General features: G+C 41.6%; 6 protein-coding genes, 25 tRNA genes, 2 rRNA genes and 1 riboswitch (1 of these 34 cut by a window edge). Of the genes, 1 reads left to right on the forward strand and 32 read right to left on the reverse strand.

The features are described 5' to 3' along the window. Positions 1-2: 2 nt before the first annotated feature. Positions 3-1,715 (reverse strand): ABC transporter ATP-binding protein, encoded by a 1,713-nt coding sequence (locus IGJ11_RS12180; RefSeq protein ID WP_207432567.1) that lies wholly within the window; start codon positions 1,713-1,715, stop codon positions 3-5. A 117-nt stretch (positions 1,716-1,832) separates the two neighbouring features. Between IGJ11_RS12180 and IGJ11_RS12185 the strand changes: the two genes are divergently transcribed. Beyond that, a complete protein-coding gene (locus IGJ11_RS12185; RefSeq protein ID WP_010721039.1) occupies positions 1,833-2,489 on the forward strand; it encodes a TetR family transcriptional regulator in 657 nt (218 codons plus the stop codon). Positions 2,490-2,642: 153 nt separating this feature from the next. On the opposite strand, the gene IGJ11_RS12190 is transcribed toward IGJ11_RS12185, so the two are convergent. The 31 genes from IGJ11_RS12190 to IGJ11_RS12340 form a co-directional block, all read right to left on the reverse strand. Next, the gene (locus tag IGJ11_RS12190) at positions 2,643-3,188 is read right to left on the reverse strand and encodes an acyl-CoA thioesterase (protein WP_010721040.1); all 546 of its coding nucleotides are present in this window, start codon (positions 3,186-3,188) and stop codon (positions 2,643-2,645) included. 130 nt (positions 3,189-3,318) lie between these two features. After that, a complete protein-coding gene (locus IGJ11_RS12195) occupies positions 3,319-4,107 on the reverse strand; it encodes an alpha/beta hydrolase (protein ID WP_088745553.1) in 789 nt (262 codons plus the stop codon). Positions 4,108-4,261: 154 nt separating this feature from the next. Next, a complete protein-coding gene (locus IGJ11_RS12200; RefSeq protein ID WP_207432565.1) occupies positions 4,262-5,737 on the reverse strand; it encodes an MDR family MFS transporter in 1,476 nt (491 codons plus the stop codon). Between the two features lie 167 nt (positions 5,738-5,904). Further along, positions 5,905-7,098: a methionine adenosyltransferase gene (gene metK, locus IGJ11_RS12205; RefSeq protein ID WP_034868017.1), complete on the reverse strand. Its 1,194-nt coding sequence runs from the start codon at positions 7,096-7,098 to the stop codon at positions 5,905-5,907. Then, positions 7,096-7,174, reverse strand: a riboswitch (SMK box riboswitch). (Overlaps the previous gene by 3 nt.) Positions 7,175-7,517: 343 nt before the next feature. After that, a tRNA-Glu gene (locus IGJ11_RS12210) sits at positions 7,518-7,589 on the reverse strand. A gap of 12 nt (positions 7,590-7,601) precedes the next feature. Then, positions 7,602-7,675 (reverse strand) — tRNA-Ile (locus IGJ11_RS12215). 15 nt (positions 7,676-7,690) lie between these two features. Then, positions 7,691-7,761 (reverse strand) — tRNA-Gly (locus IGJ11_RS12220). 4 nt (positions 7,762-7,765) lie between these two features. Continuing rightward, positions 7,766-7,838: transfer RNA gene (locus IGJ11_RS12225), tRNA-Phe, on the reverse strand. 3 nt (positions 7,839-7,841) lie between these two features. Then, positions 7,842-7,915 (reverse strand) — tRNA-Asp (locus IGJ11_RS12230). Between the two features lie 43 nt (positions 7,916-7,958). Then, positions 7,959-8,032, reverse strand: a tRNA-Met gene (locus tag IGJ11_RS12235). Positions 8,033-8,078: 46 nt separating this feature from the next. Then, a tRNA-Ser gene (locus IGJ11_RS12240) sits at positions 8,079-8,168 on the reverse strand. Positions 8,169-8,186: 18 nt separating this feature from the next. Beyond that, a tRNA-Glu gene (locus IGJ11_RS12245) sits at positions 8,187-8,258 on the reverse strand. A 16-nt stretch (positions 8,259-8,274) separates the two neighbouring features. Next, a tRNA-Ser gene (locus IGJ11_RS12250) sits at positions 8,275-8,362 on the reverse strand. A 24-nt stretch (positions 8,363-8,386) separates the two neighbouring features. Then, positions 8,387-8,460: transfer RNA gene (locus IGJ11_RS12255), tRNA-Ile, on the reverse strand. A gap of 14 nt (positions 8,461-8,474) precedes the next feature. Beyond that, positions 8,475-8,545: transfer RNA gene (locus tag IGJ11_RS12260), tRNA-Gly, on the reverse strand. A 1-nt stretch (position 8,546) separates the two neighbouring features. Next, positions 8,547-8,623: transfer RNA gene (locus IGJ11_RS12265), tRNA-Asp, on the reverse strand. Between the two features lie 46 nt (positions 8,624-8,669). Beyond that, positions 8,670-8,743: transfer RNA gene (locus IGJ11_RS12270), tRNA-Met, on the reverse strand. Between the two features lie 46 nt (positions 8,744-8,789). Next, positions 8,790-8,879 (reverse strand) — tRNA-Ser (locus tag IGJ11_RS12275). Between the two features lie 24 nt (positions 8,880-8,903). Then, positions 8,904-8,977, reverse strand: a tRNA-Ile gene (locus IGJ11_RS12280). Positions 8,978-8,991: 14 nt separating this feature from the next. Then, positions 8,992-9,065 (reverse strand) — tRNA-Met (locus IGJ11_RS12285). A gap of 28 nt (positions 9,066-9,093) precedes the next feature. Beyond that, a tRNA-Ala gene (locus IGJ11_RS12290) sits at positions 9,094-9,166 on the reverse strand. A gap of 19 nt (positions 9,167-9,185) precedes the next feature. Then, a tRNA-Pro gene (locus IGJ11_RS12295) sits at positions 9,186-9,259 on the reverse strand. Positions 9,260-9,269: 10 nt separating this feature from the next. After that, positions 9,270-9,343, reverse strand: a tRNA-Arg gene (locus IGJ11_RS12300). 10 nt (positions 9,344-9,353) lie between these two features. Beyond that, positions 9,354-9,439: transfer RNA gene (locus tag IGJ11_RS12305), tRNA-Leu, on the reverse strand. A 16-nt stretch (positions 9,440-9,455) separates the two neighbouring features. Further along, positions 9,456-9,527, reverse strand: a tRNA-Gly gene (locus IGJ11_RS12310). A gap of 10 nt (positions 9,528-9,537) precedes the next feature. Continuing rightward, positions 9,538-9,610 (reverse strand) — tRNA-Thr (locus tag IGJ11_RS12315). Positions 9,611-9,633: 23 nt separating this feature from the next. Continuing rightward, a tRNA-Leu gene (locus IGJ11_RS12320) sits at positions 9,634-9,715 on the reverse strand. Between the two features lie 8 nt (positions 9,716-9,723). Continuing rightward, positions 9,724-9,796: transfer RNA gene (locus IGJ11_RS12325), tRNA-Lys, on the reverse strand. Between the two features lie 3 nt (positions 9,797-9,799). After that, positions 9,800-9,872, reverse strand: a tRNA-Val gene (locus IGJ11_RS12330). Positions 9,873-9,885: 13 nt separating this feature from the next. Further along, positions 9,886-10,001: ribosomal RNA gene (gene rrf / locus IGJ11_RS12335) — 5S ribosomal RNA — on the reverse strand. A gap of 94 nt (positions 10,002-10,095) precedes the next feature. After that, a 23S ribosomal RNA gene (locus IGJ11_RS12340) occupies positions 10,096-10,272 on the reverse strand (it continues 2,737 nt past the right edge of the window).

Genomic DNA, 10,272 nt, shown 5'->3' on the forward strand with positions numbered 1-10,272 from the left:
GGCTACTCCTCCGTTCCTTTTTGTGTTTCGAAAATTTCTTGGTACACCCGATTGGTTGCTACTAGTTCTTCGTGTGTTCCTTCACCCACTAATCTGCCTTCATCTAATACAAGAATCCGGTCTGCTTTGACAACAGAAGCGATTTTTTGAGCGATCACAATTGTAGTAGTGCCTTTTAATTCTTTTGCTAATGCTTCACGAACCAACTTTTCAGAACGTGCATCTAATGCACTGGTACTATCATCTAAGATCAAAATCTTAGGATCACCAATGACACCTCGGGTAATAGACAACCGCTGTTTCTGTCCACCTGAAAAGTTACTACTACGTTCTTCCACAGGAGCCTCATAGCGATCCGCTAATTTTTCGATAAATTCTTGTGCTTGAGCAATCGCAGAAGCATGTTCCATATCTTTTTCAGAAGCATCTTTTTTCCCTTGACGCAAGTTTTGCGCAATCGTTCCAGAGAAAAGGATCGCTTTTTGTAAAACAAAGGATACAGTGTGACGTAAGCTTTTTTCATTGACTTGTCTTAAATCTACACCGCCTACTTCCACTTTTCCTTCTGTTGGGTCAAACAATCGTGGAATCAACTGAGCGAGTGTCGATTTACCAGCTCCGGTTGCACCAACAATCCCCACCATTTCCCCTGGTTGGATCGAAAAACTGATATCTTTCAATGTGTCTGCATCATCGCCAGGATAACGGAAAGAAACATGATCAAAAGTGACTGATCCAGTTAAATCCTGTTCTGGCACATCTTGGTATGTTAAATCTGGTTCTGTGTCTAAGATTTCTTTGATCCGTTTCAATGAAACTGCAGCTCTTGATGTCATCATCATCATCATTCCACCAATAATGATTGCCATCATGATCTGCATCAAATAGTTCATGAAAGAAGCCAAACCACCGATTAAGGTTGGATCATCTTTTGCTAAATCACTAACAAAAAAGATTGCGCCAACTACTGATAAATTAGCAGCCAACATAAAGGATGGAATCATCACAGAAAACAAGGTTCCCACAATGATGTTGTGTTTCGTTAGATCTTCGCTGACTTTACTAAACTCTTTCAATTGATTGTCTTCTTGGACAAAAGATTTGACTACACGGATCCCCATAAGATTTTCTTTGGCAATACTATTGACTTTATCAATCAGTTTTTGGATGATCATAAAATGTTTACCCATTCTGGTAAATGATAAAGCTGTAATCAAGAAAACTGCTACGATCAATGCGACAATGATCCACCATAATTGCGGCATCGTCATCATTGCCAAAACAAAAGCCCCGATAAACAGAAATGGAATTCTAAAGAGCGATTGTAAAGAAATCATGACTAGGTTTTGAATTTGTGTAATATCATTTGTTAGTCGAACTACCAGATTTCCAGCAGAGAATTTTTCGATATTTCCAAATGAAAAAGTCTGGATTTTACGAAATGCTTCTTCCCGAATATCAGCACTAATCCCTTGTGCCACTTTCGCTGAAAAAATCGTATTTGAAACTCCAGCTGCTAGTCCTAACAAAGCTAAACTGATCAAGTATACACCGATCGTTTTCATCTTGTCGTTATCTTCTGTAATAATAGCTTCTAATACTTGTTGTAAAAGCTTCGGTTGCCATAATGCGGCACTTACCATAATCGCTACAGAAAACAATGAAATAAATACAGCAACTTTGTATTTTTTTGCATGTCTTAAAATTAAGCCCATTGGTTGTTACACCCCTTTTTATTAAAATTGACAGGTCTTATTTAACACTGTAAAATAAGGCCGACTAACAATTTACCATGTTTAAAAAAATATTGCAATACAAGAGGTTGATTAAATTTGGAACCAAAGCTTTCCCAAGAAATGATTATCAAATCTGCTTTTGCGATTCTGGCAGAAACGCAAGAACTATCAAAACTATCTATGCGAAACCTTGCTCAAAAAGTTCAAGTAAAAGCCCCTGCGCTTTACTGGTATTTCAAAAATAAGCAAGACTTGCTCCAAAAAATGGCTGAATTCATGGAAAATGAACTAATCATTCCCGATCCTCGTTTACCTTGGCAGGAACGCCTTGTTCAATTCATGGAAAACTACTACGACCTTTACACCCACTTTCCTTGTGGTGCAGAGCTAGAAATCAATACCGTTCCTTCTTATGCGAGTCGTTTGGAACACTTAGAAATGATGATCCAGATTCTTATCCAAGCGGGCTTTTCGATTGACCGTAGTCGTCAAGCAGTGTTTGCTCTTCATAACTTGTTGATTGGTCAACTGATGGATCAACAGCATGAACAGAATCTTCGGCACAAAATCATGACCGGTAATCACTTACTCAAAGATGCTATTCTTTCTATGAAAAGTTATGTCGAAGAAAATGCACTAGTTGGACTAAAGGCTAGTATCACCGCTCACCAGCACCAAGAAAATGAAAAACAACTCTTTCTTGATAGTGTGACGATCTATCTTCAAGGGTTGGCTGTACAAAAAGAATCGTAAACAAAAAAAGACATGAAGGCAAGTTCGCGAACTTGCCTTCATGATTTTTTGTTTACTGTTTGAGTTGACTACGTGAATAAAACTTCCTATTCCACAAGTAATAGTCAGTTTAGCTACTAGTTTAGCCATTTCACTTATCCTAGATGAAGCAGTCTAATCATCTATTCCTTCATTTTTTAACCAAGGAAGGTCTGTTGATAATTGAGCAGCAAAAGCTCGGTATTCTTCTCGTTCTTGTAAACGCTGTTTGCGCCGTTTTTCGTATCCTGCGCACACTAGTTTTTCTTCTGCCGTGTCCGGTATGACTTTAGGTACTGTAAATTCCGTTTCTTCATTCATATGAGACGGAACAGCGACAAATGTTGTAAAACAAGTTGCGGCTAAGTAACGCTCCCCAGTTGTCAGATTTTCTCCAATAATTTTAACGAATACTTCCATCGATTTATGATGAGTACCACTTACATAAGATTCTACACACACAGAATGGTTTTCATGCAATGGTTTCAAAAAATTCAAGCTGTCTAAAGAAGCGGTAACTGCACCTCTACGACAATGTCTTGTCACAGAGATCGACGCAGCATCATCGATCATCGTCATCAATTTCCCACCAAATAAAAACCCAAAAGGATTAAGATCAAATGGAAAAATCCGATGTGTTTGGATGACTATCGATTCTTTACAATGCTTTATCTCTTCCAAAAAAACACCTCTTTCAAATTATTACCTGATGATTCGTCCTATAAAAAAGCTAAGGCCAAGACAATGTCTCAGCCCTAGCGATCCTCCTAAAAATGGCCTCAAAAGCTAAGAATAACCAAGGATTCTTTATCTAGTTCTCTTCAAATAACCAATCCAAAGCACGTTGAATCCACTGATCCCAAAATACCCAGTTATGTTCACCAGGACCATGTTCGAAGGTTACGCCAATTCCATTTGCTTTCAATGAATCGGTCATTTCTTGATTTGCTTGATAAAGAAAATCTGATTCTCCACATGCCAAGTAGATACGAGGTGCTGTTTTGTCACTCTTTACTAATTCTTCTAATAAATACTGAGGATCATTAACTGAACCTTTGATCTGATCTAACGGTCCAAATACGCCCTCCCAGAATTTTGCCTTTCGAATCATCAATAAATCATCCATCCGATTGCCTACTGAAATGGCTCCTGATAAAGAAATGATTGCAGCAAAATTTTCTGGTTTTGCCAGCCCAAGTTTCAAAGCACCATAGCCACCCATTGATAATCCAGCAGCATAAGTCTTTTCTCTTTTTGTCGTTAATTGTGGAAACAGTTCATGACAGATTTCGGGAAGCTCTTCTGAAATAAACGTCCAGTATTTCATATCATAGGCCGTGTCGGTATACCAACCTAGATCAGTAGAAGGCATAATGACCGCTAATCCATGGTCTGCGACATATCTTTCAATCGACGTCCGACGCTCCCAGACACTATGATTTCCTCCCATTCCGTGCAGAAGGTATAAGACAGGAACATCTGTTGTCGCTTGTTGTGAACTCGTACCGATCACTTTATTTGTTGTTTGTGGAAGGATTACATTCAGGTTTACTTCCATCTCTAAAACATTTGAATAAATATTTGCTTGAATAAATGCCACGTTGAAACATCCTCTCTAAGGTGTGAAAAATAGTGTTTTTGACCTGACCAATAATGACAAATTTTGATAAAACAACTATTCTAACACCGGTTATCGTTGTGAAATAATTGGTCAAACGACCTCACAAAGTAACATTTAGTACTACTTTCTTGTACTAATACTCTCTTATTCTATCACTTTTTTCACGAACGACAAATGTCAATGCAAAAGCGATCACTACTAGTAATAGCCCCACAAAATAGACTTGATGCAATCCTTCATATAAAATCTTCCGTAAAGGCGTGATTAACTCTGGCGCAATATTTTTAGCTGTTTGTGGGTTGACTAGCTTATTCATGATATCTGCATCATTCGTCAAATTAGTCGCATTCAGCTCCCGTTGTGTTACTCCATTGATCAATAAGCCAAAGACTGCCACCATCACAGTTTGTCCAATCGTCCGCACCAATGTATTGAACGAGGTAGCTACCCCTAGTTGATCTCGAGACACACTATTTTGGGCACTAACAGTTGAGGTAGTCATGGTGATTCCTAGTCCTACACCAATGACCGTTGAAATAGCAAAGAACCATAAAAAATTACTTTCAAATGGCATTAACCAGAGCCAGGCACCACCTAGAGAAGCAATTAACAGACCAATTCGTAATACCCAATTCGTTGCCATTTGAGTCATCCATTTACTTGCTAAGAAAGAACCGACCATCCAAACGAGAGAAAGCGGTGCTAAGACCAATCCCCCTACTGCAGCATTTAGCCCCAATACCCCTTGCATCCACATCGGGATATACACATCGATGCCCATTAAGAACCCACTAGCTAAAGCAGCTGCTAGATTCACGACCACAAATAGTGGATTAGCAAAAAGATGCAACATGATCACAGGGTCTTTTGCTCTTCTTTCGGCTGCAATAAATAAAAATAATAGAAGAAGACTTCCGATCAAAAGCCCGATCACTACTGGAGTAAATCCTTGATCCCCTAACAATTGAAATCCAAGAAGTAAAGCAACCAACATCGCCATCAAACTAAAGCTCCCGAATAGATCCATCGGTTTTGACTCATGTTCTCTCTGTGGTTCGTTCAAATAAAGCCAGATCAAAACCATCAATAAAAGCCCGATCGGTACATTAATAAAAAAGATCCAATGCCAACTGATCGTTTCTACAATAAAACCTCCAGCTAATGGTCCAAAAACACTAGCAATTCCCCAAGCCGAACTGTTCAAACCTAAAACTTTTGCTCTTTTCTCAATCGTATATAAATCGCCAATGATCGTTAACGCCACTGGCATCATTGCTCCAGCGCCCATTCCTTGAACAGCACGAGCAGCAATCAACCCCATCATGGTTTGAGAAAGTCCACAAAATAAAGAACCAATAATAAATAATAGCGTTCCAAAGATAAAAATAGGTTTTCTCCCCACTTTATCTGCAAGTTTGCCATAGATCGGTGTCAGCATCGCATTCGTTAGTAAATAAATCGAAAATACCCAATTCATGATCTCCATACCGTGAAGAGAGCCGACGATCGTAGGCATCGCAGTGGTCACGATCGTTCCTTCAATTGCTGTCATGAAAGTTGCAATAAACACACTGATCGTTACTAATTTGACGTTTGTTTCTCTTTTCATCTTATTCCTCCTTTTTTTATTGTTGCCAAATAAATTTTAGCCAAAAAAAATAGGCTTTATCATTTATCAAAAACACGAATCAAAAACGACCATGGATTTCTCTTCAGTCGTTTGGATAAAAAAACTGGAATGATCCCATAAAGAGAACCATTCCAGCCATCAAAAAGCTATTTTGCTAAGCTTGCTTTAATTGCATCAACTTTATCTGTTTTTTCCCATGGCAATTCGATATCCGTACGACCGAAATGACCATAAGCTGCTGTTTGACGATAAATTGGACGACGTAAATCAAGCATTTCAATAATACCTGCAGGTCGTAGATCAAAGTTTTCTCTCACAGCGGCAATCAAGTCTTCTTCTGGAACAGTTGACGTACCAAAAGTATTGATTGAAATAGATACAGGTTGTGCAACACCGATCGCATAGGCTAACTGAACTTCAGCTTTTCTTGCCAAACCAGCTGCTACAATGTTTTTCGCAATGTAACGAGCGGCATAACTTGCTGAACGGTCAACCTTAGTAGCATCTTTCCCAGAAAATGCTCCACCACCATGACGAGCATAGCCGCCATATGTGTCAACGATGATTTTTCTTCCCGTCAACCCAGCATCTCCTTGAGGTCCCCCAATAACAAAGCGACCAGTAGGATTGATGTAGTATTTTGTGTTGTCATCAAGTAATTCAGCTGGAATAACTTCTTTTATTACTTTTTCAATGACGTCATGACGAATTGTTTCATTGTCCACTGCATCATCATGTTGTGTTGAAATAACGATGGTATCCACTCGTTCTGGCTGACCATTGTCATCATATTCAACTGTTACTTGTGATTTTGCATCTGGACGTAGATAAGTTAATTCATTGGATTTACGTAAATCAGCTAAACGACGAACTAGACGATGGCTTAATGCAATTGGTAAAGGCATTAATTCAGGTGTTTCATCGACTGCAAAACCAAACATCAATCCTTGGTCCCCAGCTCCGATCTCATCCAATACATCTCTCTTCGCTTCGTCACGAATCTCAAGTGCTTCATCAACACCTTGAGCGATATCTGGTGATTGTTCATCAATTGCAGCTAATACAGCTACTGTATCTCCATCAAAGCCAAATTTTGCTCGTGTGTAGCCAATCTCTTTGATCGTTTGACGTACCACTTTTTGAATATCCACGTAGGCAGTGGTTGAGATTTCTCCAAATACCAATACAAGACCAGTGGTAACAGATGTTTCACAAGCCACGCGTGCATTTGGATCCTTTGCTAAAATTGCATCCAAGATCGCATCACTGATTTGATCAGCAACTTTATCTGGATGTCCTTCAGAAACAGATTCTGAGGTAAATAAATGTCTTTCTCCCATAGTGATTCCCCCTAGTTAAATTCGGTTACAAGGCATCTCCGTCGATGACGGATCCTCTCGGGAACTTGCAACGAACCAAGTATAGCAGATATTTGAAATTTACGCTTGTTTTTTTAACGTAATTACTTAAAAATTTGAATAGTTCACTGATAATGCTATTTATTTCCTTTATCCCAGGTAATCATTTCGCTTCACTATGCTACATGTTTAAAGAATAGCAAATAAAAAAGGTTCAAAGTTTAGGAGCATAAGTATACAACAAATCCTTTGCAGCAGAATCAAATTTTTTTCATTCAATTTCTGATCACCTATAGAATCAAATAAAAAGACCTAAAACAATCATCGCCTACGATAACTATCTTAAGTCTTTTGAAATCATTCTTACAAATAAAAAAAGATACTTTAGAAAGTATCTTTAATGACCCGTACGGGATTCGAACCCGTGTTACCGCCGTGAAAGGGCGGTGTCTTAACCGCTTGACCAACGGGCCAGGTGAAACTAATGGGCCTAAATGGACTCGAACCATCGACCTCACGCTTATCAGGCGTGCGCTCTAACCAGCTGAGCTATAGGCCCATAAAAAAAACTAAAAGCGGGTGACGAGAATCGAACTCGCGACAACAGCTTGGAAGGCTGTGGTTTTACCACTAAACTACACCCGCATTATGGCGCGGGACAGAATCGAACTGCCGACACATGGAGCTTCAATCCATTGCTCTACCAACTGAGCTACCGAGCCAAACGGTCTGGACGGGACTCGAACCCGCGACCTCCTGCGTGACAGGCAGGCATTCTAACCAGCTGAACTACCAGACCATATTTAGTTTCTTATTTGGTGACTTTGAAAAATAAAAGTCAATTGCGGGAGCAGGATTTGAACCTACGACCTTCGGGTTATGAGCCCGACGAGCTACCAGACTGCTCCATCCCGCGATAATATAATTTGCGAATCAACTACTTTGTAGTAACTCTCAAAGAAAGGAGGATAAGGGATTCGAACCCTTGCACGGTTTTACCCGCCTGACGGTTTTCAAGACCGTTCCCTTCAGCCGGACTTGGGTAATCCTCCAATATAAAACTATAATCATGACCCGTACGGGATTCGAACCCGTGTTACCGCCGTGAAAGGGCGGTGTCTTAACCGCTTGACCAACGGGCCAGGTAAAATATTGAAACGGAGAAGGAGGGATTTGAACCCTCGCGCCGGTTTCCCGACCTACACCCTTAGCAGGGGCGCCTCTTCAGCCACTTGAGTACTTCCCCAAAACCAATAAGATTTTGTACTAATGGGCCTAAATGGACTCGAACCATCGACCTCACGCTTATCAGGCGTGCGCTCTAACCAGCTGAGCTATAGGCCCATAAAAAAACTAAAAGCGGGTGACGAGAATCGAACTCGCGACAACAGCTTGGAAGGCTGTGGTTTTACCACTAAACTACACCCGCATGGCGGTCTGGACGGGACTCGAACCCGCGACCTCCTGCGTGACAGGCAGGCATTCTAACCAACTGAACTACCAAACCATGATTTTAGTTTTTTTAATTGTCGACTTTGAAAATTCAAAGTCAATTGCGGGAGCAGGATTTGAACCTACGACCTTCGGGTTATGAGCCCGACGAGCTACCAGACTGCTCCATCCCGCGATAATATGATTTGCGAATCAACTACTTTATAGTAACTCACAAAGTAAGGAGGATAAGGGATTCGAACCCTTGCACGGTTTTACCCGCCTGACGGTTTTCAAGACCGTTCCCTTCAGCCGGACTTGGGTAATCCTCCAATATGGAACTTACAACGTCACTATGGACCTTGTAGGACTCGAACCTACGACCGGACGGTTATGAGCCGTCTGCTCTAACCAACTGAGCTAAAGGTCCAGGCTCTTTAAAAATCGCGGCGGAGGGGATCGAACCCCCGACCTCCCGGGTATGAACCGGACGCTCTAGCCAGCTGAGCTACACCGCGAAAAAAGATATTCATTATTCAAATGAAATGGAGCCTAGCGGGATCGAACCGCTGACCTCCTGCGTGCAAAGCAGGCGCTCTCCCAGCTGAGCTAAGGCCCCGTGTGAAAATTATTATCTATCGGGAAGACAGGATTCGAACCTGCGACCCCTTGGTCCCAAACCAAGTGCTCTACCAAGCTGAGCTACTTCCCGTTGATATAAACGCGCCCAAGAGGAGTCGAACCCCTAACCTTTTGATCCGTAGTCAAACACTCTATCCAGTTGAGCTATGGGCGCATATTTGTAATGCCGAGGACCGGAATCGAACCGGTACGGTGATCACTCACCGCAGGATTTTAAGTCCTGTGCGTCTGCCAGTTCCGCCACCCCGGCGTTGTTACTTTGGCAAAGCGGAAAACGGGGTTCGAACCCGCGACCCCCACCTTGGCAAGGTGGTGCTCTACCACTGAGCTATTTCCGCGTGTTTATGATGCCGGCTAAAGGACTTGAACCCTCGACCCTCTGATTACAAATCAGATGCTCTACCAACTGAGCTAAGCCGGCATGTCACTAAAAAAATCATATTATGCGGGTGAAGGGACTTGAACCCCCACGCCGTAAGGCGCTAGATCCTAAATCTAGTGCGTCTGCCAATTCCGCCACACCCGCAAAAAATATGAGCCGTACAGGGCTCGAACCTGTGACCCTCTGATTAAAAGTCAGATGCTCTACCAACTGAGCTAACGGCTCATATGGAGGTTAACGGGATCGAACCGCTGACCCTCTGCTTGTAAGGCAGATGCTCTCCCAGCTGAGCTAAACCTCCATGGATAACTTAAGCGTGGCAACGTCCTACTCTCACAAGGGGCAACCCCTCACTACAATCGGCGCTAAGAAGCTTAACTTCTGTGTTCGGCATGGTTACAGGTGTATCCTTCTCGCTATCGCCACCACACTGTGGTGTTATCATTATTGAGTTTGCTTTTGCTCACTCAAAACTGGATTTGAAGTATTTCGTAAACTCTACCGAGTTTTTTTTCTTTACCAATGTGGTTAAGTCCTCGATCGATTAGTATCAGTCCGCTCCATACATCACTGTACTTCCACTCCTGACCTATCTACCTGATCATCTCTCAGGGATCTTACTTTCTTAAAGAAATGGGAAATCTCATCTTGAGGTGGGCTTCACACTTAGATGCTTTCAGCGTTTATCCCTTCCCTACATA

This window comes from Enterococcus sp. DIV0691, from assembly GCF_051711145.1.
Classification (GTDB): domain Bacteria; phylum Bacillota; class Bacilli; order Lactobacillales; family Enterococcaceae; genus Enterococcus_B; species Enterococcus_B hirae.

What these genes read in the sequence shown, in the direction of transcription:
- IGJ11_RS12180 (WP_207432567.1), bottom strand. Translation starts at nt 1,715, where the DNA reads ATGGGCTTAATTTTAAGACATGCAAAAAAATACAAAGTTGCTGTATTT.
- metK (WP_034868017.1), bottom strand. Translation starts at nt 7,098, where the DNA reads ATGGGAGAAAGACATTTATTTACCTCAGAATCTGTTTCTGAAGGACAT.
- IGJ11_RS12200 (WP_207432565.1), bottom strand. Translation starts at nt 5,737, where the DNA reads ATGAAAAGAGAAACAAACGTCAAATTAGTAACGATCAGTGTGTTTATT.